Here is a 23,420-nt window from a genome sequence, read left to right as displayed (position 1 = left end):
CATTTATGGCGACCCTTTCATTACAGCTCCAACTGGGATTTCAGCAACGCAATCTCCTCACGCCACTGCGCCTGCAACGCGGGTTTCTGATGCTTCGGCTTGCGCGCCAGATCCTCATCCAGCTTGCTTTCTACCTCCAGCAGCGCCAGCAGCAACGCATCTTCATCCCACGCTATGGCCGTTGCAGCAGGTGCAACAGAATCTGACGTTGCTATCGTCTGCTCAGCACGAATGCGTTCGGTTACCGCGTCAAAATCGTGCCATTCGCTGAGTTGCTGATCCTCAATCAGCCAGAAACGATTGCAGCTGTTGGCGATTAATTGACGATCGTGCGACACCAGCAACACCGCACCCTCAAAGTGGTTTAGCGCTTCTGCCAGCTCCTCTTTGCCCACCATATCCAGATGGTTGGTCGGTTCATCGACCAGCAGCAGCGAATAACGCGCCAGCGTCAGCCCAACAAACAGCAAGCGCGAACGCTCGCCGCCGCTGAGTGAGCCAATCAACTGCTGATGCCGCAGATAGGGAAAACCCGCGCCAATCAGCGCCATCTTGCGCTGCTCATCGCTGAGCGGAGCAAAATGCGCCAGCGCGTCACTCAGCGTTTCCTCATCATGCAGCTGATGCAGACTTTGATCGTAATAGCCGAGGCGCGCGCGAGGATGAAACAGCGGGCTATCTGCGTGTTGATATTCACCCCACAAATGTCGTAGCAGCGACGATTTACCGCAACCGTTGCGGCCAACAATCGCTACGCGATCGCCACTTTTTACCTGCAGCATCGGCAGTGAAAACAGAGCAGGTGCGTCATCGGCTGGATGAATCGACATCTCCGGCAACGCTAAAACGCGATCGGCATCCAGCGCTTCACCTTGCAGTTGCAGCCGCCACAGCGATCCCTCGATCAGCGTGGTTTGAGCCTCCTTCAACCAACCGGCGCGCTTCTCCATCTGCTGCGCCTTACGCGACAAACCTTCGTTATCGTAAGTGCGGCCCCAAATCGCCAGACGTTTGGCGCTTTTCTCGACGCGCTCAATCTCCCTTTGCTCAGCCTGATGACGCTGCGCATCCGCTTCATCCTGCTCATCCAGCGCCTGACGCGCCGCGCTGCAGGGCAGACGGAAGAATTGCAGACCGCGATCGCGCAGAATCCAGCTGCAGTTGGTCACCCGATCAAGCAGGGTGCTGTCATGGGAAACCAGTACGAAGCTGCCGCTCCAGCCGTTTAGGAAATTCTCCAGCCACAACAGCGTTGGCAGATCGAGGTGGTTGCTGGGTTCATCGAGCAGCAGCAGATCCGGTTGCAGGATCAGCGCGCGCGCCAGCAGCAGGCGCATATGCTGACCACCGCTTAAGGTCGCGGCGGTTTGCGCTTGTTGCTCAGCCGTGAAACCCAGGCTGCCCAACAGCGCTTCGGCACGCCAGCGATCGGCTTGTTCCGGCAGGCGCGCCATCACGCCATTCAGCAGCGAATCACTATGCAGTTCTGCAGGCAGATGCTGCTCGATGCGCGCCAGTAAACAGTGATTAGCCGGCGTAACGCTGCCGTGGCTGGGTTCCAGATCGCCACTGAGGATTTTCAATAAGGTACTTTTACCGGTGCCGTTATCACCCAGTAAACCGATGCGATCGCCTTTTTTCAGGCTGAAATGGATATCGTGAAACAGCGTGCCGAAGGCGTTATCAAAGCCGACAGCGTGGGCGGATAATAATGTACTCATGTGCTTACTCATAAGTTGCAGGCGCAAAAAGGCCCGACGTCAGAAATCGCTGACGACAACCCGGTAAGCCGGAGGGAAGGGATTAGATTTTCAGTAAACTTCGCTCAGGACGGATTATCGCAGCACGAGTGCGGAAATGCCTGAACGCGGCCAATTACTATAAAAGTGTGAGTAAACAAACAATTCACACGATGGCATAGTAATCCTCCTTAGTTATCAGTGGGTGAATAAGTGAGCTGATAATAGTGGCGAAAAGTGGCACTTTCCAGTGAAAAATGCCAGAAGTGTGGCGGCACTCGATATGACGTGCCGGGCAGGGCGCTGGCATCAATGCCGGGCCTCATTGGCTACGTTCCATCAATTCAAGCGTCTGACCATCAGGGCTTTGTAAGTATATTACTCTGGTTCCCTGCATAGGTCCTGACAACACTGTCTGAGGTTTACCGGGCGTCTTCCAGCCGTAGTCCAATACTTTGCCCAAGAGCGTATCAAGATCCTCAACTATAAAAGCAAGGTGAGCGTAGCCTGGGATATAGGGTGCTGAAGGTACCTCTGGCTGCTCAATGTTATTGTATTGTAGTAATTCAATTTGAATATCTGCCAGTTCAAGCAAAGCCATTCGTACATCAGCTCCTCTTGCGCCTGTTACCTCATCGATTATAGGTCCAGACATTTTTCCTTCACGTAATAATTTACTTCCAAGAATCTGAGTCCAGAAGAATAATGACTCTTCAATGTTTTTAACTGAAAAACCAACGTGATTAACACTTAAGATCATGAGATTACCTGCTGATTTTTGAAAATTCATCATCCAACTATATAAAAATCCTGCTTTCTTTCTACACGATAAATGCGCGACGGTTTTACAAGCCTGCATCTTTTATCGGTAAATTGCGAATAACCGCTTTTCGCTCATAGCGGACGTGGCATGCGCATGCGCATCCGCTTCGAGCCAAGAGCTGAAGTAGCTAACAACAATCTGTGTTGATCAAAGGGGAGCGGCTCATTATTTGAAATTTCATACTCGCCAATAACCAATATTTCCCTGACCGGGAACAGCGAGTTTCTTCTTAGAAAGACCACTAAGGTGATGCTGATACCACTGGAGGCATCATGAAATATAGAATTTCTGGCCTTAGAGCCGAGCAGTTTACTCATCTTTTTGGGCGTAGTGATGGCTATCTGGGAAGATACGGAGCCGTAAGACAAATTGTCACTAGTTACCCAGGTTATCCCGACAGAATCTCATTATGCGATATACCTGTTGGCGAAACCGCTCTGCTTATCAACCACATTTATCAGCCAGCAGATACACCCTATCGCGGCTCTCATGCAATATATATTTGGGAGGGATGTACCGAGCAAGGAATTTATATTAACGAATTACCTGAAGTTATGAATGGCAGAGTCCTTTCATTACGAGCATATAACGACAAGCACTTTCTAATAAAGGCAGATATTTGCGAGGGCCAATCTGTAGAAAATTTCATAGAGATTTTCTTAGCCGACCAACAGATTAGCTATATCCAGATACACAATGCGAAACAGGGATGCTACGCATGTTTGGCTGAGCGTTTTAAATGAAATTACAAAATAGAAGAGCCTACAGCGTTCAGTGAAGCACTTTTATGTTAGAAGAGAGCATCCGGTAGGATCACTTGAGGATAAGCAGAATGCTTCTGGAAAAGCTCAGGTTGCTGGAATGCAGCCTTCACGATGACAGGCGAAACGATCGGGAGTGGCTTGAGCGGCTTCTCCAACCTGAATTCCTGGAAATCACACGGTCAGGCGTGATGGTTGATCGTTCAGAGACGATCACGTCGCTTTTAAACGAGAAAACTGCATCGCCTATTATCAGCAGTGATTTCCGGCTCACTGAAATGGGGAGCGGCTGCGCCATTCTTCACTACCGGACGTCTTATGCTGACGGCAGTCGTCCTGCATTGCGTTCTTCCTGCTGGCTGTATTCTGATAAAGGACACTGGACTCTGGTTTTTCACCAGGGAACGCCAGCTGAAGACACTGCTTAGGTTCGCTGCTGAGATGTTCTGTTCATATTGCCTGTATAACGGTTCCGATACAAAAAAGGCCGCCCGTGGGCGACCTTTCCTGGCACTTCCTTTTGCGACCATCCGTTATTTGTACAGCTCAGCGGTCATGTGAACGACGTTGCCGTTGCTGGCCTCAATGATTTTGTACTGCGCTCCCTGCTGCTGGGCCTGCGCGGCAATTTTGGCCTCTGCACCGTCCATAGTCAGGGACGTTGCGGTAACGCTCTGCGCGAAGCTGGCTGCTGACATCAGTGAAAGAGCGGCAACGGCGGCGATAGACATAGCTTTGATGGTTTTCATGGTCTTTATCCTTGGTTTTTATGGTTGAAAGCGTGTTTGCTTTCGATGAGATAATGATAACCAAGGTTACTATTAGTCTATTAACAATAAGTGCTGATATTGTGATCATGCTAACTATTGCGACAATAGGTGTACTCAATGAACGGTTCGGCGCTGGTTTATTATGTTTAATGTGGCGAACATCCCTGTAGCTATCATTTTGACGTCCGCTGTTCGCTCACAGTGGACTTTCAGGTCTGTCAGATAACCGCTTCGTGCCAGAAGCGGACGTAAGCATTCTCACATTAACTCAACCAGAGAATCTCTGAGATACCCCTCCAGCAGAGATGCACAAATTCGCGTTTCATATGACATCATGCCTGCCGGTGGATGGAGCAAATAGGCATTGAAAGGCGGGATCGAGTAATGGCTTAACAGGGGGATTAACGCTCCATTTTCAATTTCGTTTCTACAAACCGGAAATTGCAAAACACCAATGGCATGTCCGGCTAATAAATAGGTGAGGACACTTCGCCAATGTGTGGACTGAAATTTAACGTTGACGGGAACATTGATGAGTTGGGATTCAGAAGTGATCAATTGAATGCGATTACTTGCAAATACGCCTGAAACAGCAGCAAAGGGATAATTCACCAGCGCATCCGGAGAGTGTGGATAACCCATTTTATCCAGCAAAGCAGGAGAGGCCAGTAACACTCTGTGGACAATGCCAAGCGGACGTGCGACAAAAAAGCCCTCTGAGACCTCTCCAAGCCTCAATGATAAATCCACACCCTCAGTGACAGGATCGATGACTCGGTCATTAAAAATGACATCGACCTGCAACCCCGGATGTTCGTTCTGAAGCTGCAACAATGCAGGCATCAGCAAGCTTTCCCCGGCGGAATAGGGCGCGGCAATTCGGATTTTACCTTGCAAACCCTGACTTACTTCATTTACACAAAGCGCGTGCTCTGCCGCCTGAATTACCGTTTTGCTTCGCTCATAAAACAAGTTACCGCTATGCGTCAGAGACATGTTACGCGTGTTGCGCCTTAGCAAACGCGTACCAAGATGAGCTTCAAGTTTTTCGATTCTGTCACTGACAGCGGGTTGGCCAATGCCCAGATCGCGGGCTGCAGCTGACATGCTGCCCCGCTCAACCACCCTGATGAATACGCGCATTGCTGAGAAGAGATCCATTTAGCGATTATATTAGTTTTATCGATAAATGTAAGTTGATAAAGGCATCTACTTTTCTTCGGCAAAATGATGAAAAATCATAGCTCAGATAAGCATTAAGCTAAATATCAATCCATTTTATTGATTTATATGTGGAATATAATTATGTCAAATATCAAACTCTTCATGTTCCAATCAGGAACGCAGTATTGCAAATATCAGCATATTCGGATGAATCAAGGTGTGGGAGAAAGTTATGAAATTCCTGTGTCATGGTTTCTGCTGACACATCCGGATGGTTGTAGCCTGATTGACGGCGGTCTGGCTGTAGAAGGATTGAAAAACCCTCGCGCCTATTGGGGAAGTTCTATAGAGCAATTTAAGCCGGAGATGACAGAAGAGCAGGGCTGCATAGAACAGCTTAAAAGAATCGGTGTTGCCCCTAAGGATATCAGCTATGTGGTACTGTCCCATTTGCACTCTGATCATACCGGCGCGATTGGTCGCTTTCCACATGCTACTCATGTAGTGCAAAGGCGAGAGTATGAATATGCCTTTGCTCCAGACTGGTTCACCTCTGGAGCCTACTGCCGACACGATTACGATCATCCAGAGCTTAAGTGGCTTTTTCTAAACGGGTTGTCAGATGATAACTATGACCTTTACGGAGATGGCACATTACAGTTTATTTTCACGCCTGGGCATTCACCGGGACATCAATCATTTCTTATCAGATTACCCAGCGGTCAAAATTTCACGCTAGCGATTGATGCGGCTTATACCTTAGATCATTACCATGATAAGGCGCTTCCTGGCCTGATGACGTCAGCCACTGATGTCGCTCATTCTGTGCAAAAGTTGCGTCAGCTCACCGAGCGAAATAACGCGGTATTAATTCCTGGTCATGACCCTGAGGAATGGAAAAAAAACAGGCTTGCACCAGCCTATTACAGTTGAATCAATCCTCACTCATGTTTTTAAAAATGGGCTGATCGGAATGGACTGCACCCGATTAGATAAACGTTTTATTTTTGTCGGTTTCAAAACCCATATATATCGCATTGAGTCGCTTCCTGAACAACACGGGATCGTGCTCCAGACATATTCGCGCGAGTGAGTTTTTAGCGCGCTCTGATACGATTTTTCTGTCGCGGATGATTTGCAATATGTATGTTTTCAGCTGAGATACGATGGCACTTCTCAGAACGGTTTTGTCCTTCAATGAGGCTACCGTTAGCTCTAACATCGGATTCAGGGGGCAGCGGATCAGCCAGCCGGCATTTTCTGGATTGATTTCTGGCAGTGCCCTGACATTCGTCGTTATAACCGGGCAGCCGCATGCCTGCATCTCCAGAACGGAAAAGCCGTACGTCTCCTGCCAGGTTGGAAGCAGCCCGACATCAGAAGTCTTAATTAACGCCAGCACCGCGTCGTTGGTCAACGACGTATGGTGACGGAATATCGGGCAATCACGCAGCTTATCTTCCACGCATTTTCTAAAAACGTCGTCGTCCTGGAATGTCTGGTGAGCCACGTTATGCGTTCTACCAAGATCACCAACCAGATTAACGCGCACGTCGTTCACACTTATCAGGTTTTCCCTCAATAGCTGGGTAAAGGCCAGCACAACTTCTGCACCTCCCTTGCGATAGAACTCATTACCCACGAAGGTGAAAGTCACCGGTCCTTCCTGAACCACCACGCTTTTTTTATGCAGTATCGGCTGCGGAGGATGGAGTACGTGCAGTTTGGGCCCAATGATGGCCTGCTCTTCAGGAAAATGTTCCAGCAGCCGCAGCTGGATCTGCCGTGTGGCTTCTGAGATAGCGATGATGCCCTTACAGCGCGGAGAGCAGACGTACCTGAGTTCCCGCGCCAGTTCGGGGTTGGCAAATTTTTGTACTCCGCCAACGGGCAGAACACGGGGCAGTTCGGTTTCAAAGGTCGCCACCCAGTCACCTGACCCCGCAGAGACTTCATTAAAAAGGTGGATAATGTCCGCATCAACGGAAGAGATCAGGGGCAATGGACGGAAAATAAAGAGCTTATTTTTATGCAATAAGCGCTGCCTTATGACGTTAATCCAGGTCCAGATGTTTCTTGGACGGTAATCAATATAGCGATGTGAAGGGTCTGTAATGATGTTTCTCTTTTCCGGGTAGCCATTACCACCCACGATAATCTTCATGCTTCCCCCTGCTGGCGAGTGCAAAAAATTAACAGGATTAATTGAAATATTTTTGCAATTAAAAATGGTAAATAGGTATTTGGGTTCTATATGTAGTTATGGTGTTTAAGAAAAAGCCTGAATGCGTCATGGTTGCACAGGTTGTTGATACCAAAGAAAAATCCGCCCGACACTGCTGCTTCCCGACACGCTTAATTATGCACGAACATGCAGGCAAAAGACGTGTATTTGCAGATGTTTAATGGCTTTCCAGAATACTTCGGGAGAGAGAGTACCAATGCTAATTAAAAAGTTATGTGGCTGATAATCGATGAAACAGGATATCTGCCTTGCGTTAAGCAAGAATTCAATCTGTTTTATCAGGTAATAGAAAATTATTATGAGAAGAGTGCAATAAGCCTGAAAGCTGGGAAAGCCTCTAATTAAATATTGTCCCGATCCTTTTGATCTACCCAAAAAAAAGAGCCTGAGGATGCTTAGGGCTCTTATCCCCTAAATTCTCAGCGTATCAATCACCGCGCGCAAAGCGGGCGACACATTGCGATGTGGATAATAGAGAAATGAACCTTCCAGACGTTGGCTGTAACGTTGCAGTACTCTGATCAGTTTCCCTTGTTCCAGATCCTTAGATACCAACTCTTCCGGGACATAAGCCAGCCCCAGACCCAGAGTGGCGGCTTTTGCTTCCATATAGCTGTCAGCAAAAACCCATTGGCCTTGCGGCCGATGGGTGATTTTTTTTCCATCCAGATTGAGTTCCCATGCGTACAGGCTGCCATCACCAAACTGGTAAGCGATGCAGGGATGAACGGCTAAATCTGTAGGGACTTGCGGAAAGCCGTAGCGGCGAAAGTGTTCTGGCGTACCAACAACGACCATCTCCATGTCGGGCGAAATGCGCACAGCAATCATACCATTGCCCACTTCTGGACCCAGACGTACACCCGCATCGAATCTCTCTGCAATAATATCGACAAACCGGCTTTCGCTCATGAGTTCCAGTCTGATATCCGGATAGTGTTGCTTAAACACTGCAAGCTTCGGCAGCAGCACTTTATCAATTGCGTGCTGGCTGGCATTGATGCGTACCGTGCCGGATGGCGTCTGGCGAAAGTGGGCTAGGGTGGCGAGTCCCATATCTAAAGCATCGAACCCTGACTCAACGGTTTGATAGAGCTGCTCACCGGCATGGGTGAGCGATAATCTGCGCGTGGTGCGAACAATGAGTTGAACCCCCAGTCTTTCTTCAAGCTCACGTACTGAACGACTGATTCCTGATTGTGCCAGGCCAAGGCGTTGCGCTGCGGCGGTGAAACTTCCCTCGCGCACCACCAGCATGAACAAATAGAGATCGTTGTAGTTTTCCCGTTTTGCCATTATCCCGCCCTCGTAACCGCATCGCTATTTAGAACAATTTGATATCAATCTTAGCAAATATTCCCCTCTAATCAGAACGCATGCTGCTAACTACAATGTGCGCATTGCAATAAAGCACAGCAGCGTTGTCGGTATGAAACCTGCCTCTTTTAGGTTTTTTAGGAGGATTTTGATGACTGTTTTCACCAAAAAACTGACAGCCGCGATACCTGCATTGCTGCTATGCGCATCATTAAGTGGAGTCACAACCATGAGTTATGCTGATACAAACAATCCCAATGCACCCGTTTCGCTGGTCAAAAATTGGGATAAAACCTTTCCTGAAAGTACCAAAGTAGATCACCGTAAAGTGACTTTTCAGAATCGCTACGGCATTACTTTAGTCGGGGATCTCTACCTTCCGGAGGATCGCGGCGATCGCAAGCTGGCAGCCGTGGCCGTCAGCGGACCTTTCGGTGCGGTCAAAGAACAGTCCAGCGGCCTGTACGCGCAGACGCTGGCTGAACAGGGATTTGTTACCCTCGCGTTTGATCCTTCATACACGGGCGAAAGTGGCGGCTACCCGCGTAATGTGGCGTCTCCAGATATCAATACCGAGGATTTCAGTGCGGCGGTTGATTTCTTAGGTCTGCAAAAAGAGGTCGACCGCAACCGAATCGGGCTACTCGGTATTTGCGGCCTTGGCGGCATGGCGTTAAACGACGCCGCGATGGATACCCGCGTTAAGGCCGTGGCAACCAGCGTGATGTATGACATGAGCCGCGCGATGGGCCATGGCGTGGGCGATGGCAAAGACCGCTACACCACAGCCGATCGTCATGCTGTGTTGAAGTATCTGAACGCGCAGCGCTGGAAGGATGCGGAAAGCGGCACTTTTGCGCCCGGCAGTCACGACATCTATGTTGACGAAAACGGTAAAGCCAGCGCCTCTGAGCGTATTCTGCCGGAGACGTTACCCGATAATCCAAATCCAGTTTTGAAAGAGTTTTTTGATTATTACCGCATGCCGCGTGGTTTCCATGCGCGCTCGGTCAATTCAACCGGCGCATGGAATGCAACCATGCCGCTGTCGTTTATGAATATGCCGCTGCTGAGCTATGCAAATGAAATCACCATCCCCGCGCTTGTTGTAACCGGTGAGAAAGCCCATTCACGTTATTTTGCGGAAGACGCTTTTAAGGCGATCGGGAGTAAAGAGAAAGAGCTGGTGATTATTCCTGGGGCAAACCATGTGGACTTATATGACAACGTTGCTGGAAAGATCCCGTTTGCTAAATTTGAACAATTTTTCAAATCAAATTTAAACTAAATTACTGAAATAATGCATATTTATCATGCCACCTGTCATCCTCGGGTGGCGTTAACCTGTCTGATGTAACGCAGGGAATTGATAATGTCTACCGTAAGTCTTCAACCTTCACACAATAAAACCCACGCGTATTGGGGCGGCGTATTTGCCATGACGCTCTGCGTTTTTGTACTGATCGCTTCTGAGTTTATGCCGGTAAGTTTGCTGACGCCTATTGCCAGCGAATTGCATGTCACGGAGGGACTGGCAGGACAGGGAATTGCTATTTCAGGCGCGCTGGCGGTGCTGACCAGCCTAACAATTTCCCGCATTGCCGGGGCTCTGAATCGTAAATATCTTCTGCTGGGGCTGACAATTCTGATGGCGGTATCAGGAATGATTGTCGCGCTGGCGGCCAGCTATACGGTTTATATGTTGGGGAGGGCGCTGATTGGGATCGTCATCGGTGGATTCTGGTCAATGTCGGCGGCGACGGCCATTCGGCTGGTACCGCAGCATCATGTTCCCCGCGCGTTGGCGATTTTTAACGGCGGGAACGCATTGGCTACCGTTGTGGCGGCACCGCTGGGTAGCTATCTCGGGGCGACCGTTGGATGGCGGGGTGCCTTTTTATCTCTCGTACCGCTGGCGATAGCGGCGTTCATCTGGCAATGCATCAGCCTGCCTTCGATGGAAAGCGATACTCAACGCAAGCCACAGGGATCGGTGTTTCGTCTGTTCAGAGTCTCCGTCGTAGCAACGGGTTTGCTGGCCTGCGGACTGTTCTTTATGGGTCAGTTTGCCTTGTTTACCTACGTGCGGCCATTTCTGGAGAACGTGACCAGAGTCAGTGCTTCTGGCCTGTCGTTGATTTTGCTTGCTATAGGTGCGGCAGGTCTTATCGGCACCATGATTGTTTCGACATTCCTCAACGCAAGGTTTTATCCGACATTAATCATGATTCCTCTGCTTATGGCTGCGATTGCGGGAACGTTACTCGTGTTCGGACACAGCATATGGGTTGTTGCCGTTTTGCTAAGCCTATGGGGAATGCTTGCGACCGCTGCGCCAACCGGATGGTGGACATGGATCGCGCGGACGCTACCCGAAGATGCAGAGGCGGGTGGTGGTCTGATGGTTGCAGTCATCCAACTCTCCATTGCGCTGGGTTCAACAGCAGGAGGTCTGATATTCGACAGCCTGGGATGGCAAAGTGCTTTCGGCTTGAGTGGTTTATTACTGCTTGGTGCGGTGGCAATGACGTTTGTGATATTCCGTCAAGATTGCTACGCGCGCTAGCGCAATTAAATTCTTTCAAGCGTGCTCTTTGCCATAGCATTCGGCGTAAAGCCGAATATACGATTTTCGCTCATAGGAGACATTCGTCAGTCGAATAGCCAGTAAGGCCTGGAGCCATAAACCTCCAGAAAGTAGTCAATAACCGCTCTGACATTAAGAGGTGGATGACGGGCATTCGGATAAATAGCGGCAGTAAGAAGCGTCTCTGCATTGTTAGAAATTTACCGGATTAGCGGTTCAGGATCTATTGCCAATCCGGTTCATCAGACCAGATATATTCACCGATATGACGTAACACCCAACGTCAGGGCATTACGCCATATCATTTGCAAAACACGCCTAGGCTTTTCTCTTACTCTCGTGGTTGTCTAACTGGCGGCTGAACTCTTCCGCTGAACAACGTTGCTGTAATGCTTCCAGTAACAGCTGCTGTTGTGTTTTGGGGACCAGGCCTCCCAGTGGTGGATCGGTATCCAGATTGGTCGGGAAGGAGTAGCCTTCACCGCTCGCCGCCACAATTGCCTGTAACTGTTCATCGCTCAGATCTTTACTCAGCAGGGTTGGATAAATCGCTTCCATCACTTTAACGTGATTCACTTTCTCCATGGTTTTGCCAAAAGCGGATGAGACCTGCAGCAAATTGGCCGTACGTACGTGATCCTGCGTGACATTATTGCCGGCGGCATGGAACAGAGCCGGATTGAAGAACAGCCCATCACCTTTTTTCAGCGGCAGCTGAATGGCATGCTGCTGGAAGAACTCAATAAAGCGCGGATCGCGCCACGCCAGATATCCCTCGGCATACTGCTGCGACCAGGGCAAAAGTTGCGTCGGACCTGATTCAATCGGCATATCACTGTGAGCAACTGCGCCCTGAAGCGTTAGATATTGCGACAGGATCTGCAACGGCAGCGGGAAGCGAGCAACCACGTCATTTACCTGGAAACCGAGATGGTAATCCCGATGCGGCTGCTGCGCTTTGCCGCCCGGACGCACCTGATTGACCTGCGCCGTAATTTCATATCCAGGCCCAACCCAGGCTTCACAAATCAGCGCCAGCAACGGATTGCTATAGTAATCGATGAAGGCATCAGCATCCCGCTCCGCCACTTTTTGCAGTGCATTCCAGATACGCCCGTTACTGCCCGCTTTGGCAAAGTGATCGCCACCGCCGCCGTTTGTCGCTTCACTGGCGAGGATATCCTCAAAGACTTTACTGCTGCGATCAACGGCGGAGACATCGCCATATAACCCCTGAACTACCAGGACGCCGGGGCCGCTGGACAATGCACGATGCAGTTCAGCCAGCATATTTTGACGGTCTGCTGTTGCAGCCGCCAGCAGGTCGTCACGATGATAGATAAGCACATTTTTATCAGCCGAACGTGCCAGCGGGAAATCGTCTTTACGCAGGGTTTGCGCGCAAATCGTGGCGAAATCATCGAGAGAAATGTGGCTGTCATTAATGTAGATATTCTTCATTTTTTTGCCTCACAGAGTCAGAGCATGTGATGGCTGGAAGCCACCGTTATCACCACAACCAACCACACTTTGATCGAAATCGATCACCGCACCCGTCATCATTCCTGACTCCTCAGAAAGGAGAAATGCGACGCCACGCGCGACTTCGGCGGGTTTCAGCAGGCGACCAAAAGGCTGCGCCTGCTCAGCGTTGCGAAGCCAGTTTTCATCAGCGTCATGATATTGCCGCTGGATGTCGTGCTCGTGTGGCGTATCCATCCAGCCAATATTCAGACCGTTTACCCGGATGCGATTGCGCATGGCGCTGAAGGCTACATTTTTGGTCAACGTGACCAGCGCACCTTTGGATGCGGCGTATGCCGTTAAGAAGCTCTGGCCGCCGTGGGAAGTCATGGTGATGATATTGACGATGCTGCCTTCAATGCCTTTGGCAATCATCAGTTTGATCGCTGCCTGCATCAGGAAAAAAGGCGCGCGAACGTTGACGGCCATAATCGCATCAAACAATTCCGGGGAAGTGTTGAGGATGGTGCCGCGATCGGACATGCCTGCGCAGTTCACCAGCCCGTGCAGGGTTCCAAACGCCGTTTCTGCGGTCGCCACCACGTTTTCGCAGGCTTCTGGCGAGCTGATATCCGCTTCAACAAATATCACTTCACAACCAGTTTGGCTGAGGATATCCACCTGTTCGTGTCCGGCTTTAACGTTACGACCGCAAATCACAATGCCACGGGCTCCGCGAATTGCCAGAAGACTGGCAACGGCTGCGCCTAATCCCTGTGTTCCGCCGGTCACGACGTACACTTTGTTTTTAAATCTGCTGCTTTCACTCAGGCTCATTGGTTGTCCTTTGTTATTTTGGGTGAGGTAAGGTCTGTCTGCTTGCTCACAATGACCTTAGCAATTACATTCGATTAACAATACGGCCACATAACCTCAAAAAGACCTCAACTTATGGCAAGGTCATTCTCCATTAAGCAAATCGCGGCACAGTCTGGCGTCAGCAAAGCCACGGTCGACAGAGCATTGCATCAGCGCGGCAGTGTGAGTCCACGCACTGCCCGACGCATTGCTCAGGCGATCCGCGACCTGGAATTACAACAACGCGCCAGCCTGGCAAGCGGTCGCACGCTACCGATCGATCTGGTCATGCATGCACCAGAACGATTCAGTTCGTTAGTGCTGGCGGCGCTGCTTAGTCAAATCAACAGCTTCGCACCTTTCCGACTGACGTTGCGTTGCCACATTTTTGAAGAAATCTCGCCTGAAGAGCTGCAGCGTGAGCTGCGCCGCTGTGGCAATGACAGTTATGGCGTGCTGCTCAAAGCAAGCGATCACCCTTTGCTGCAGAGTACGATTGCGGAGCTGGCGGCGCTCAATGTTCCGGTGGTAACGCTCGTTACTGATTTACCGTCCAGCGAGCGCATCAGGTATGTCGGCATGGATAATGAAGGTGCCGGTCGAACGGCGGCCTGGCTGATGTCGCGGTGGCTGCCTGCTGCCGTGCAAACGGTCGCCGTTGTGATTAGCAGCACGGGTTTTCGTGGAGAAGAGCAGCGAATGGAGGGCTTCATTCAGGCGTTAAGTCAGCGAGCGCCGTATTTGCAGATTAAAGCTGTCAGTGAAGGTTACGGTATTGATTCACTCACTTTTACGCAGATGTGCACAGCGCTGGAACAGGATCCCTCAATCCAATCTATTTACAGCGTGGGGGGCGGAAATAGTGCCATTTTGCAGGCTTTTTCAGCGATGAACCGCGAGTTAATCGTTTTCATTGGCCATGATCTGGATGAAGAAAATCGCCGGCTACTGGCTGCTGAAGAGATGGATGCGGTGATTGACCATGATCTTCATGAAGATGCGCGATCGGCGTTTAAAGCAATCCTGCGTTTTCACGGCTTTTTGCCCGAAGCCGAAGATGAAACGGCATCATCACGCGTTATTGTCGTCACGCCGTTCAATATTTGAGGCACTAGCGATTGCTAAGTGGCAATATCGACGCCAAACCGCTATTGCTCTGAGGATTCTGACATGACCACCTTTCATCAACTCAATGCCATCAGCCTGCGTGGCCAGCCCATCGCTATGGCCGATTTCGCCGGCAAGCTGGTTCTGGTGGTTAACACCGCCAGCCATTGTGGATTCACGCCACAATACGCCGGCCTTGAAGCGCTTTACAGAAAGTACGCCGCTCAGGGGTTGATGATCCTGGGTTTCCCCTGCAACCAGTTCGGTAAGCAGGAACCCGGCAGCGCCGATGATATCGCTCAGACCTGCCAAATTAACTACGGTGTGAGCTTTCCGATGTTTGAGAAAGTGGAGGTTAACGGCGCCGCAACGCATCCGCTATTTCGCTATCTAAAAGAAGAATTGCCCGGCGTGCTGGGCGGGCGGATCAAATGGAACTTTACTAAGTTTCTCATCGGACGTGATGGCAAACCGCTCAAGCGTTTTGCGCCGATCACCACTCCGGAGAAAATGGAAGCCGCAATCCTTGTTGCACTTGAAATCTAATGATCTCTGTAATTTGAAGCATTCGCTTTAGACCGCTTTCGAAAAACTCACTCTATCCGCTGACTAACAATTTGTTCCTCGATGCCGATACCTACGTTTCTTTATCAATATATGAAGGAACATGTATGTATTGTGCACGCGCTCTAATACGACCACTTTTTTTTCTGTCTTTCTTGCCGTTTTCTCAGGTTCAGGCTCTTGAGCAGCCTGCATTGATCGGTGGTGAAACTAACCCTTTGTCGATAACCCGAATCCAGGATCGTGTGAATTTCATGGTCTCTTTAAACTTCAGTAACGGAAAAACAGCTCAGCAATGGCGTTTCGTTGATTGTAAACGGGGTAAGGCTCAGCTTCTGTACAAAGACTTGCTGAATGATGAGGGTTTAACCAAAGCTCGCTATTACGGCAACAGCTACCTCCGTTATGCACCTGCACAAGATGATCCGCAGATGACCGCAGAGGATATTCGTACGGTTTGCCAGCTTCCGATAAAAGAATCACGGTGGGAAAAATTATCAGCAACGTCCTCTTCCGGGATTACCGATCTTGTCGATGTTAATAGTATTCAGCGTATTGGTGACACCTTATCGGTGCGCATGGGATATGACATTGCAGATATCACCTGGGAACCTCCCTACGATGCGCCGCTTGAATTTAAGATTGAACACTACTTATATAACTGTGAAACCCATCAAGGTGACGCTGTCGCTGCAATGAACTTCGACAGTGAGGGACGCGTTACGGACTCACTTATTACGGCTGATATCGTACGCCGCAAAAGTAGCTTCAAAATTGATAGCCAAATGGCGCAACGCTTCGATCAGTTCTGCCAGTTGCCCGCAGGAAAAACGTTCAAAGGAAGAGGGCACTTTATATCTGCTGCTAATAAGCCAGCTTCAACGGTGCTGGGGCCTTCAATGCCCGATCTCAGTAATAATAATTCGCAGTGGCTGAATAAATACCCACTCTCTGCTGCAGTTGACCGCCAGGCGCAATCATTGATAACACCTTGGGCGCTTCCGCGCTTCAAACAGGTCCGTTATACCGAAGTCAGCGCGTTGGGGAAGGTAAAAGTGCAGTTGGATGCTCAACCAGATGGTTTTATACGTAAGCTGGAAGATTATGGTATCTGGACGGTGCAACGTTTAACTCTGGCAAACCAATTACAGCTTAAATTTACTATGTCCATCAGTAGTGGTGCTTCTCTGCTCAACGAATTACACACAGATCTGCGTTTCCCGTTAGTGAAGAATCAACAATATCAGGCGAAATGGAATGATATTGATTCCGAGAAGAAAGTCACTGCTTCAACACTAAGTTGTGCCGTAACTGCTGAAGGAGATGCTCAGAACATTGCTGCTGAGTTCAGTGGAAAATATCTTCTGGTTCAATGTCATTCAACGACAAAAGGTCAACTGGCAGGCAGTGACAAACTCGCCTGGCTAAAAGATCTCAACATCTTTGTCCCGGTCGCTATGCAAATCGGTGATAAACCTGAAAACCCGGTGAAACTGGAAAATGTCAGTGTAATACGTTAACCAGCCGACAGGTTCAGCGATTTACTGGTGAGCCTGTTAATTTGCAGCATAACAACGATCACGTAAGTGAAAAAAAACAAATGTAAAAAGGTGCGCATGAATGCGCACCCTACGAAAACCTCGTATAAGAATTGTAGGGTCGCCATTTATGGCGACCGATTCACGTTTAACTGACAAGCATCCCGCCAAAATGTGCGAGCTATCACAATTAACAACATTTCTTTTTAAACACTTAGCCTATTTTCACCTTAATCATCCCCTGCATGTCACAGTTTGTGACATGATTAGTGTCATAAATCGCCTAATTGGATGTTTAAATATATGTTTGACGCCAGAAAGCTATCTACTTTAAATGCCCTCGAAAGCAGCGTGCACAATTATATTATAAAAAATATTAACGCGGTCATTTATATGACGATAAGAGAGCTTGCCGATAATTCAGGTGTGTCTACCGCAACTGTTCTGAGATTCTGTAAAAAAATGGATTTCAAGGGTTACTCAGAACTCAAAGCCAGTATGAAGTTGCACCTGAACAGAAATAGCACATTACTTATTCCTCATGGCGCTGAGGAAATATTAACCTTTTTTAAAAGCATCAGAAACGATGAGTTTGATGAGATGATTAGTCAGGCGGCAGAATACATTCGTGATGCAGAACGGGTGTTCTTTGCCGGCGCAGGCAGCTCTGGCACGCTTGGCAGGTACGGCGCCCGTTTCTTCTCTAACATGGGCAAGTTCAGTAATCACATTGACGATCCCTATTATCCGGTGAGCTCGGACATGGTGCAGAGTTCAGTGGCTATTGTGCTTTCTGTCTCTGGTGAAACACCCGAAATAGTGAAGCTTGCCAGACAATTTGTCATTCACCATTGCAAAGTGATTGCGATAACCTGTAACCCGGATTCAACTCTGGCAAAACTCGCTGACTTTATTGTTCCCTATCATGTATCCCGTATTTTGATTGATGACGAATATGACATTACCACTCAGGTTCCGGTTATTTTTATTCTCGAATCAATAGGTAGGAAGCTGGTGGTGAATAATGTCAGTGAGATGTCACGCGGTGTGACATTTTTGTAATTATCGACTGGTTATAACATATTGTGACTTCGTGACATTGCCGAAGCGATTTTCTAACATTGCCGCGATTAGTTCGCCTCTGACGGACTGAATTCCCTCTGGCAATGGAAGAAAACCATGGCAATAAATTATGCGGATTCTGCAAAAGAGATTGTAAAGCTGATAGGTAGCGATAATAACGTGATAAGTGTCACGCATTGCGCTACGCGTCTGAGGTTTGTACTTAAAGATTATGCTCTGGTCGAGGTTGAATCACTCAAGCGGGTTAAAGGGGTGATTACTGCGATGCAGGCCAGCGGCCAGATGCAGGTGGTTATTGGCAATCACGTCGGTGATGCTTACCGCGAAGTGCAGAATCTACTCAATATCGACGAAAGTGTTGCGGTAACACCGCCTAATGTCGGTATCGTAAGCCGCGTTATGGATATCATCTCCAGCATATTTGCGCCTTTCCTCTATCCGCTGGCAGCCTGCGGTGTGCTGCAGGGCATCATTTCGCTGCTGACCGCCATCGGCTGGATGGATCCGGCAAGCGGCACCTATCGCATTCTTAATTTTGTTTCGTGGACCGGCTTTACCTTCCTGCCCGTCATGGTGGCTTTTACCGCCGCGAAAAAATTCAACGTAAATCCGTTTACAGCGGTAATCGCCGCCTGTGCGCTGGTGTCGCCGGATTACCTGAATATGCTGACGGCCAACAAAATACTTACCGCCAACTCAGCCGATCCGGCTGTGCATGCTTTGATGCAGAGCGCAGTTGAAAACCCGGCTATTTCAAAGGTGTTGGTGGAGATTGCCGGCATTCCGTTGGATGCCGCGCCGCTGACCTTTATGGGCTTGCCGGTTCAGTATCTTAGTTACACCTCGTCGGTGATCCCGATTATTTTGATGGTCTGGGGTATGTCGTATGTTCAGCGCTTCTTTGAGCGCCTGCTGCCGATGGTGATACGCAACCTGTTCACGCCGATGTTCTGCCTCGCCATCATGGTTCCACTCACGCTGCTGGCGTTTGGTCCGGTCGGTAACATGATTGGTGGCGCCATCGGTGGCGTCTACAACACGCTCTATCACCTCAGTCCTTCTGTTGCCGGATTTGTGGTCGGTGCCTTGTGGATGCCGCTGGTTACGTTAGGCGTGCATTGGGGCATTACGCCCGTAACCGTCGGCAACTATGCAACCTTGGGCTACGACACCTTTACCGGCTTACAAGCCTCTGCGGTATTTGGCATGGCGGGCGCGGTGCTTGGCGTCTACCTGAAGGCGAAAGATGCTGAGCTCAAGCGTATGGCGCTCTCTGCAGGTGTGACGGCGTTGTTCGGCATCACTGAACCCGCCATTTACGGCGTGGCATTACGCCTCAAACGGCCAATGATCTGTGGCTGCCTCGCGGGGGCTGCTGGCGGCATGATTGCCGGTGCATTCAACGCGGTTTCCTGGAGTTACTGCATTCCAGGCATTGCCGTCCTGCCGGTGTTCTTTAAAGAAGGGCACATGACACAGTTCCTCGGCTTCCTGATATCCATTTTCGTTGCATTCGTTTTGGGCATGGTCTTCTCTTGGGTAGCGGGATTCAAAGAAGACAGCCAGCCTGACGTTCGCCCTGTGCCGCAGCCTGGCACCATCTGATCACGAGATACTTATTATGAATAATCAATTCCCAGAAAATTTCATGTGGGGCGGCGCGGTTGCGGCTCACCAGGTCGAAGGTGCGTGGGATAAAGGCGGAAAAGGCCCGAGCATTGTCGATGTGCTGACCAGCGGGGCGCACGGCGTTGATCGCGTTATTACCTCGGACATTCAGGATGACTGCTTTTATGCCAATCACGAAGCATCTGACTTTTACCATCGTTATCCTGAAGACATCGCGCTGCTGGCCGAAATGGGCTTCCGCTGCTTCCGTACATCGATAGCCTGGTCGCGTATTTTTCCGCGCGGCGATGAAGTCGAGCCGAACCAAGAGGGGCTGCGTTTTTACGATACGCTATTTGATGAGCTGTTGAAATACGGGATTGAACCCGTAATTACGCTGTCCCATTTTGAAATGCCCAATTTCCTGGTCACCGAATATGGCGGCTGGAAAAGCAGAAAAGTTTTGGACTTTTTTGTCCGCTTCAGCACGGTGGTTATTGAACACTTCCAGCACAAAGTAAAATACTGGATGACCTTCAATGAAATTAATAATCAGCGCAACTGGAAAACCCCACTTTTCGGTTATTGCTGTTCCGGCGTTATTTTCACCCACGAGCCTAATCCTGAAGAGTGCATGTATCAGGTTCTGCATCATCAATTTGTTGCCAGTGCTCAAGTGGTGAAGTTAGGACACGACATTAATCCTGAACTGAAAATTGGCTGCATGATCGCCATGGTGCCGCTTTATCCGTTTTCCTGTCATCCGGATGACGTGATGTATGCTCAGGAAGCGATGAGGGAACGATTCCTTTTTAGTGATGTTCACATGCGCGGTCATTATCCGGCTTATATCCTTAATGAATGGCAGCGCAAGGGATACCACATTGCGATGGAGCCCGGTGATGCGCAGATCCTGCGTGAAGGATGTGCCGATTATATCGGGCTGAGCTATTACATGAGTAATGCGGTGAGTAAAGAAAATGCTGGCAGCGGGACGGCGCTTTCAGGGTTCGAAGGAAGCGTGCCGAATCCACACGTTAAAGCCTCCGATTGGGGCTGGCAGATCGATCCGGTAGGCCTGCGTTATGTGCTGAATATTCTCTATGAGCGTTATGAAAAGCCGCTTTTCGTGGTTGAAAACGGTTTTGGTGCCATCGACAAATTAGATGAAAAGGGCGAGGTCAATGACGACTACCGCATCGAATACCTGCGCGCGCATATTGAGCAGATGAAAAAAGCGGTCACCGAAGACGGTGTCGATCTTATGGGATATACCCCTTGGGGATGTATTGATTGCGTATCCTTTACCACCGGCCAATACAGCAAGCGCTATGGCTTTATCTACGTAAATAAAAACGATGATGGTAGCGGAGATTTTGCGCGCTCGAAGAAGAAGAGTTTTGACTGGTATCGCCGGGTCATCGCAAGCAACGGCGAAGAACTCTAACCATATTAGGTGCGACAAGGATGTCGCACCTACAAGATCTTTAAGGCTTCTCTTTCTCGTCTTCAGCCGGAATCAGCGGTTCATCAATGGCGATGGATGAATTTGATTTAAGCAGCTGAATATCCAGAATCACGTAGGTCATGGTGGTGATGAATAACGAAATCACGCTGCCAATCACGCCGCTGGTGGTGAAGGTGAAATAGTTATACATCACCACCCAAGTCACACAAATAAACAGCGCCAGCGCAACGTTAATTGCCGACTGCGAATAATCGGTGGCGCGTGAACCCATTTCATTAATTTGCCGACTGAAATTCGCGCCGCTGTATTTCTCTAGCACAAAAATTCCCTGTTCCCAATTACGCAAACGACGTGCGCCACTGCGGGTGAGAAATACGTAGAGCAGCGAGACAAATAAACCGGAGAAGGCGATCAGTACCGGCACCGCTTCCAACGCATAAGCGAGACTTTTATGGCTGGATGCCTGCGGCGTGAGATCCAATGTTAATGACGCACCCAGCGCGGCATATAAAAACACAAACAGCAGCAGAAACAGCGCGTTGCGCCTCCAGTCGAGATCGGCTTCGTGATCCTTCTGCTGACGTGCGCTGTGCAGCGCCTGCTGTAATAACGTGGCATTGGTGGATGCGGTGTCAATACTCTCAATCTCTTCACCTAATAAGCGGTGAATAAACGGCTGATCGGCCGGTTCAATGGTGATGCGCATAGATTTCTCGGTAACGTAACGATCAAAGGCGTCAGTGTAACGTAAATCGTCTGGCACGCGCAGAATCTGCGAGTAAGCGCGCAATTTTCCATCTATGTTTCGGCTCGTATTGCACATCATTTGTACAATTAATGGGCGGTTATTACTGACCGCGCAAATCACGACGGAGTAACGAGCTATGTCGTATGTTGATGGTTTTGTCGTAGCGGTGCCGGAAGCCAATAAGGAGGATTATCGTGCCATGGCGGCCAAAGCCGCACCGCTGTTTAAAGAGTTTGGCGCCACGCGTATCGTCGAGTGCTGGGCAGACGATGTCCCCGAAGGCACGCAGACCGATTTCTATCGCGCGGTAAAAGCCGAAGAGGGCGAAACGGTGGTATTCAGCTGGATCGAATATCCCTCGCGAGAAGCGCGTGACGCCGCCAATGCCAAAATGATGTCCGATCCGCGCATGAAAGAGATGGGCGAGAATATGCCGTTCGATGGCAAACGCATGATCTATGGCGGATTCGCGATTTTGCTGGAGGAGTAGCTGAGAGCATAGGCGTTAAGATGGTCGCCATGAATGGCGACCCTACGACTTGGTGCTGTATCACCGTCCGATATCATTTATGATCTTCAAAATCTGAACTGACCTCTAAGCGATTGGCGCTCGTGGATTATTCGGGTAACGTGGAATGCTTAACTTTGTTACCTACAAATAATTACCGCACGCTAAGTTGCAGGAGAGTCAGTCCATGGCCGTTAATTCCAACATCGTCGGCATTGTCAGCGATGAGTTCACCAATCCCAATACCGTAAAGCTACTCAATGAAGTTACGCGTCAGCTGAATGAACGCGGCTTGATTACGCTGCTGCTCAATGCCAATTCCCGTGAAAGTTATCAAAACGCGCTGCATAACGCCGCGCAACTTCCTGTCAGCGGTTTAGTGTTTCTGACCTCGCTGTTTAGCGATGAATTGAGTGTGGCAGCCGATATTCTGCCTCAGGCGACAACCGTCCATCTGAGTCACAGCGCCAGTGCGGATGCCAACGTCGTGATTGCCGATGGCTTTGACGCAGGCGCAGAGATGGGATTATTGCTTCTGTCGCAAGGTCATCAACGGTTCGGCTTTATGCACAGCCAGGAAAACAGCGCGCCTGCGCGTCAACTGCAAGGTTTTGCCGCCAGCCTGCAAGCAGAACAGAAAGAACTGAAAATCGAGCTCTCCGCCGGTGGCAACGATCGCGAACTGGCTTATCAGGCGATGATGGCGTATTTGAAGAAAACCCGTGCTGCCGAGCGCATCAATGCGCTGTTCTGCGAAAGCGATGTGTTAGCGTTTGGTGCGTTACAAGCGGTGCGTGACTTCGCGCAAGGTGCTCATGTTGCGGTGGTGGGATTTGATGATGTCGATGAAGCGCGTGCGTCAACCTGGCATCTGACCAGCTGGGCGCAGCGTCGTGATTTGCTGGTGGCTGAAGCGTTGAATCGTTTATTGGAGAACCGTGCCGATACCAGTAACGCCTGGCAGCAGGGCGAATTGCAGGTGCGCCATTCGCACCACGGTAAGCATGTGCCGGGCGAAATGTCGCAGTGCGGATGTGCGATTCGACATTGATAGCCGAAACAGGAAAG

At 49.7% G+C, this 23,420-nt stretch carries 22 protein-coding genes and 2 pseudogenes; 14 read left to right on the top strand and 10 right to left on the bottom strand.

Annotated elements, in window-relative coordinates:
- Positions 1 to 20: 20 nt before the first annotated feature.
- Both NR302_RS22545 and NR302_RS22540 read right to left on the bottom strand, forming a co-directional pair.
- Complete coding sequence (locus tag NR302_RS22545) at positions 21 to 1,721, bottom strand: ABC-F family ATP-binding cassette domain-containing protein (RefSeq protein WP_258145357.1); 1,701 nt, start codon at positions 1,719 to 1,721, stop codon at positions 21 to 23.
- A 340-nt stretch (positions 1,722 to 2,061) separates the two neighbouring features.
- Positions 2,062 to 2,499, bottom strand: a complete 438-nt coding sequence (locus NR302_RS22540; protein ID WP_258145877.1) for a VOC family protein — start codon at positions 2,497 to 2,499, stop codon at positions 2,062 to 2,064.
- Positions 2,500 to 2,834: 335 nt separating this feature from the next.
- Here NR302_RS22540 and NR302_RS22535 point away from each other — a divergent pair, with 335 nt between their 5' ends.
- Both NR302_RS22535 and NR302_RS22530 read left to right on the top strand, forming a co-directional pair.
- The gene (locus NR302_RS22535) at positions 2,835 to 3,305 is read left to right on the top strand and encodes a DUF1203 domain-containing protein (protein WP_258145356.1); all 471 of its coding nucleotides are present in this window, start codon (positions 2,835 to 2,837) and stop codon (positions 3,303 to 3,305) included.
- A gap of 89 nt (positions 3,306 to 3,394) precedes the next feature.
- The gene (locus NR302_RS22530) at positions 3,395 to 3,751 is read left to right on the top strand and encodes a DUF4440 domain-containing protein (RefSeq protein WP_258145355.1); all 357 of its coding nucleotides are present in this window, start codon (positions 3,395 to 3,397) and stop codon (positions 3,749 to 3,751) included.
- Between the two features lie 105 nt (positions 3,752 to 3,856).
- Here NR302_RS22530 and NR302_RS22525 read toward each other — a convergent pair whose 3' ends face one another.
- Together NR302_RS22525 and NR302_RS22520 are read right to left on the bottom strand one after the other, a co-directional pair.
- Positions 3,857 to 4,072 (bottom strand): YdgH/BhsA/McbA-like domain containing protein, encoded by a 216-nt coding sequence (locus NR302_RS22525; protein ID WP_008102115.1) that lies wholly within the window; start codon positions 4,070 to 4,072, stop codon positions 3,857 to 3,859.
- Positions 4,073 to 4,351: 279 nt separating this feature from the next.
- Positions 4,352 to 5,236 (bottom strand): LysR family transcriptional regulator, encoded by an 885-nt coding sequence (locus tag NR302_RS22520; RefSeq protein WP_258145354.1) that lies wholly within the window; start codon positions 5,234 to 5,236, stop codon positions 4,352 to 4,354.
- A 159-nt stretch (positions 5,237 to 5,395) separates the two neighbouring features.
- Between NR302_RS22520 and attM the strand changes: the two genes are divergently transcribed.
- The gene (attM, locus tag NR302_RS22515) at positions 5,396 to 6,190 is read left to right on the top strand and encodes an N-acyl homoserine lactonase AttM (RefSeq protein ID WP_258145876.1); all 795 of its coding nucleotides are present in this window, start codon (positions 5,396 to 5,398) and stop codon (positions 6,188 to 6,190) included.
- A gap of 55 nt (positions 6,191 to 6,245) precedes the next feature.
- Here the strand turns inward: attM and NR302_RS22510 are convergent, their stop codons facing one another.
- Entirely contained in the window at positions 6,246 to 7,421 is a 1,176-nt protein-coding gene (locus NR302_RS22510) for a glycosyltransferase family 4 protein (RefSeq protein ID WP_258145353.1), read from the bottom strand.
- Between the two features lie 300 nt (positions 7,422 to 7,721).
- On the opposite strand from NR302_RS22510, the pseudogene NR302_RS22505 reads away from it, so the two are divergent.
- Positions 7,722 to 7,823: pseudogene (locus tag NR302_RS22505) on the top strand (ATP-binding protein); the annotation flags it as partial.
- 90 nt (positions 7,824 to 7,913) lie between these two features.
- Here NR302_RS22505 and NR302_RS22500 read toward each other — a convergent pair.
- Complete coding sequence (locus tag NR302_RS22500; protein ID WP_258145352.1) at positions 7,914 to 8,798, bottom strand: LysR family transcriptional regulator; 885 nt, start codon at positions 8,796 to 8,798, stop codon at positions 7,914 to 7,916.
- Between the two features lie 172 nt (positions 8,799 to 8,970).
- On the opposite strand from NR302_RS22500, the gene NR302_RS22495 reads away from it, so the two are divergent.
- Both NR302_RS22495 and NR302_RS22490 read left to right on the top strand, forming a co-directional pair.
- The gene (locus tag NR302_RS22495) at positions 8,971 to 10,107 is read left to right on the top strand and encodes an alpha/beta hydrolase (protein WP_258145351.1); all 1,137 of its coding nucleotides are present in this window, start codon (positions 8,971 to 8,973) and stop codon (positions 10,105 to 10,107) included.
- A gap of 84 nt (positions 10,108 to 10,191) precedes the next feature.
- On the top strand, positions 10,192 to 11,385 hold the full coding sequence (locus NR302_RS22490; protein WP_258145350.1) for an MFS transporter: 1,194 nt from the start codon (positions 10,192 to 10,194) through the stop codon (positions 11,383 to 11,385).
- A gap of 86 nt (positions 11,386 to 11,471) precedes the next feature.
- On the opposite strand, the pseudogene NR302_RS22485 reads toward NR302_RS22490, so the two are convergent.
- The 3 genes and pseudogenes from NR302_RS22485 to NR302_RS22475 form a co-directional block, all read right to left on the bottom strand.
- Positions 11,472 to 11,576: pseudogene (locus NR302_RS22485) on the bottom strand (LysR family transcriptional regulator); the annotation flags it as partial.
- Positions 11,577 to 11,724: 148 nt separating this feature from the next.
- Positions 11,725 to 12,867 (bottom strand): phytanoyl-CoA dioxygenase family protein, encoded by a 1,143-nt coding sequence (locus NR302_RS22480; protein WP_258145349.1) that lies wholly within the window; start codon positions 12,865 to 12,867, stop codon positions 11,725 to 11,727.
- Between the two features lie 9 nt (positions 12,868 to 12,876).
- Positions 12,877 to 13,707: an SDR family oxidoreductase gene (locus tag NR302_RS22475; protein WP_258145348.1), complete on the bottom strand. Its 831-nt coding sequence runs from the start codon at positions 13,705 to 13,707 to the stop codon at positions 12,877 to 12,879.
- Between the two features lie 114 nt (positions 13,708 to 13,821).
- Between NR302_RS22475 and NR302_RS22470 the strand changes: the two genes are divergently transcribed.
- From NR302_RS22470 to NR302_RS22445, 6 genes are all read left to right on the top strand, one after another.
- Positions 13,822 to 14,835, top strand: a complete 1,014-nt coding sequence (locus NR302_RS22470; RefSeq protein ID WP_258145347.1) for a LacI family DNA-binding transcriptional regulator — start codon at positions 13,822 to 13,824, stop codon at positions 14,833 to 14,835.
- Positions 14,836 to 14,898: 63 nt separating this feature from the next.
- Positions 14,899 to 15,381: a glutathione peroxidase gene (locus NR302_RS22465; RefSeq protein ID WP_258145346.1), complete on the top strand. Its 483-nt coding sequence runs from the start codon at positions 14,899 to 14,901 to the stop codon at positions 15,379 to 15,381.
- A 125-nt stretch (positions 15,382 to 15,506) separates the two neighbouring features.
- On the top strand, positions 15,507 to 16,919 hold the full coding sequence (locus NR302_RS22460; protein ID WP_258145345.1) for a hypothetical protein: 1,413 nt from the start codon (positions 15,507 to 15,509) through the stop codon (positions 16,917 to 16,919).
- 321 nt (positions 16,920 to 17,240) lie between these two features.
- Positions 17,241 to 17,999 carry a MurR/RpiR family transcriptional regulator gene (locus NR302_RS22455; RefSeq protein WP_154191090.1) on the top strand — a complete coding sequence of 253 codons (759 nt, stop codon included), beginning with the start codon at positions 17,241 to 17,243 and terminating at the stop codon, positions 17,997 to 17,999.
- 117 nt (positions 18,000 to 18,116) lie between these two features.
- Positions 18,117 to 19,625, top strand: coding sequence for a PTS transporter subunit EIIC (locus NR302_RS22450; RefSeq protein ID WP_061719186.1), 1,509 nt, complete (start codon positions 18,117 to 18,119; stop codon positions 19,623 to 19,625).
- A gap of 16 nt (positions 19,626 to 19,641) precedes the next feature.
- Positions 19,642 to 21,075, top strand: a complete 1,434-nt coding sequence (locus NR302_RS22445; RefSeq protein ID WP_258145344.1) for a 6-phospho-beta-glucosidase — start codon at positions 19,642 to 19,644, stop codon at positions 21,073 to 21,075.
- Positions 21,076 to 21,115: 40 nt separating this feature from the next.
- Here NR302_RS22445 and NR302_RS22440 read toward each other — a convergent pair whose 3' ends face one another.
- Positions 21,116 to 21,802 carry a hypothetical protein gene (locus tag NR302_RS22440; protein WP_258145868.1) on the bottom strand — a complete coding sequence of 229 codons (687 nt, stop codon included), beginning with the start codon at positions 21,800 to 21,802 and terminating at the stop codon, positions 21,116 to 21,118.
- Positions 21,803 to 21,980: 178 nt separating this feature from the next.
- Between NR302_RS22440 and NR302_RS22435 the strand changes: the two genes are divergently transcribed.
- Both NR302_RS22435 and NR302_RS22430 read left to right on the top strand, forming a co-directional pair.
- Positions 21,981 to 22,334: a DUF1428 domain-containing protein gene (locus NR302_RS22435; protein WP_256698625.1), complete on the top strand. Its 354-nt coding sequence runs from the start codon at positions 21,981 to 21,983 to the stop codon at positions 22,332 to 22,334.
- Positions 22,335 to 22,539: 205 nt separating this feature from the next.
- The gene (locus NR302_RS22430; protein ID WP_258145343.1) at positions 22,540 to 23,403 is read left to right on the top strand and encodes a substrate-binding domain-containing protein; all 864 of its coding nucleotides are present in this window, start codon (positions 22,540 to 22,542) and stop codon (positions 23,401 to 23,403) included.
- Positions 23,404 to 23,420 lie beyond the last annotated feature (17 nt).

Source organism: Pantoea sp. SOD02 (genome assembly GCF_024707505.1).
In the GTDB taxonomy this organism is placed as follows: domain Bacteria; phylum Pseudomonadota; class Gammaproteobacteria; order Enterobacterales; family Enterobacteriaceae; genus Pantoea; species Pantoea symbiotica.
Note: the sequence above shows the minus strand (reverse complement) of the source record. Positions and strands in the feature narration are given on the sequence as shown.

Excerpts from the sequence above, each read along its gene's own strand:
- NR302_RS22545 (WP_258145357.1), bottom strand. The coding sequence starts at position 1,721 with ATGAGTACATTATTATCCGCCCACGCTGTCGGCTTTGATAACGCCTTC.
- NR302_RS22540 (WP_258145877.1), bottom strand. The coding sequence starts at position 2,499 with ATGATCTTAAGTGTTAATCACGTTGGTTTTTCAGTTAAAAACATTGAA.
- NR302_RS22535 (WP_258145356.1), top strand. The coding sequence starts at position 2,835 with ATGAAATATAGAATTTCTGGCCTTAGAGCCGAGCAGTTTACTCATCTT.
- NR302_RS22530 (WP_258145355.1), top strand. The coding sequence starts at position 3,395 with ATGCTTCTGGAAAAGCTCAGGTTGCTGGAATGCAGCCTTCACGATGAC.
- NR302_RS22525 (WP_008102115.1), bottom strand. The coding sequence starts at position 4,072 with ATGAAAACCATCAAAGCTATGTCTATCGCCGCCGTTGCCGCTCTTTCA.
- NR302_RS22520 (WP_258145354.1), bottom strand. The coding sequence starts at position 5,236 with ATGCGCGTATTCATCAGGGTGGTTGAGCGGGGCAGCATGTCAGCTGCA.
- NR302_RS22510 (WP_258145353.1), bottom strand. The coding sequence starts at position 7,421 with ATGAAGATTATCGTGGGTGGTAATGGCTACCCGGAAAAGAGAAACATC.
- NR302_RS22500 (WP_258145352.1), bottom strand. The coding sequence starts at position 8,798 with ATGGCAAAACGGGAAAACTACAACGATCTCTATTTGTTCATGCTGGTG.
- NR302_RS22495 (WP_258145351.1), top strand. The coding sequence starts at position 8,971 with ATGACTGTTTTCACCAAAAAACTGACAGCCGCGATACCTGCATTGCTG.
- NR302_RS22490 (WP_258145350.1), top strand. The coding sequence starts at position 10,192 with ATGTCTACCGTAAGTCTTCAACCTTCACACAATAAAACCCACGCGTAT.
- NR302_RS22480 (WP_258145349.1), bottom strand. The coding sequence starts at position 12,867 with ATGAAGAATATCTACATTAATGACAGCCACATTTCTCTCGATGATTTC.
- NR302_RS22475 (WP_258145348.1), bottom strand. The coding sequence starts at position 13,707 with ATGAGCCTGAGTGAAAGCAGCAGATTTAAAAACAAAGTGTACGTCGTG.
- NR302_RS22470 (WP_258145347.1), top strand. The coding sequence starts at position 13,822 with ATGGCAAGGTCATTCTCCATTAAGCAAATCGCGGCACAGTCTGGCGTC.
- NR302_RS22465 (WP_258145346.1), top strand. The coding sequence starts at position 14,899 with ATGACCACCTTTCATCAACTCAATGCCATCAGCCTGCGTGGCCAGCCC.
- NR302_RS22460 (WP_258145345.1), top strand. The coding sequence starts at position 15,507 with ATGTATTGTGCACGCGCTCTAATACGACCACTTTTTTTTCTGTCTTTC.
- NR302_RS22455 (WP_154191090.1), top strand. The coding sequence starts at position 17,241 with ATGTTTGACGCCAGAAAGCTATCTACTTTAAATGCCCTCGAAAGCAGC.
- NR302_RS22450 (WP_061719186.1), top strand. The coding sequence starts at position 18,117 with ATGGCAATAAATTATGCGGATTCTGCAAAAGAGATTGTAAAGCTGATA.
- NR302_RS22445 (WP_258145344.1), top strand. The coding sequence starts at position 19,642 with ATGAATAATCAATTCCCAGAAAATTTCATGTGGGGCGGCGCGGTTGCG.
- NR302_RS22440 (WP_258145868.1), bottom strand. The coding sequence starts at position 21,802 with ATGCGCATCACCATTGAACCGGCCGATCAGCCGTTTATTCACCGCTTA.
- NR302_RS22435 (WP_256698625.1), top strand. The coding sequence starts at position 21,981 with ATGTCGTATGTTGATGGTTTTGTCGTAGCGGTGCCGGAAGCCAATAAG.
- NR302_RS22430 (WP_258145343.1), top strand. The coding sequence starts at position 22,540 with ATGGCCGTTAATTCCAACATCGTCGGCATTGTCAGCGATGAGTTCACC.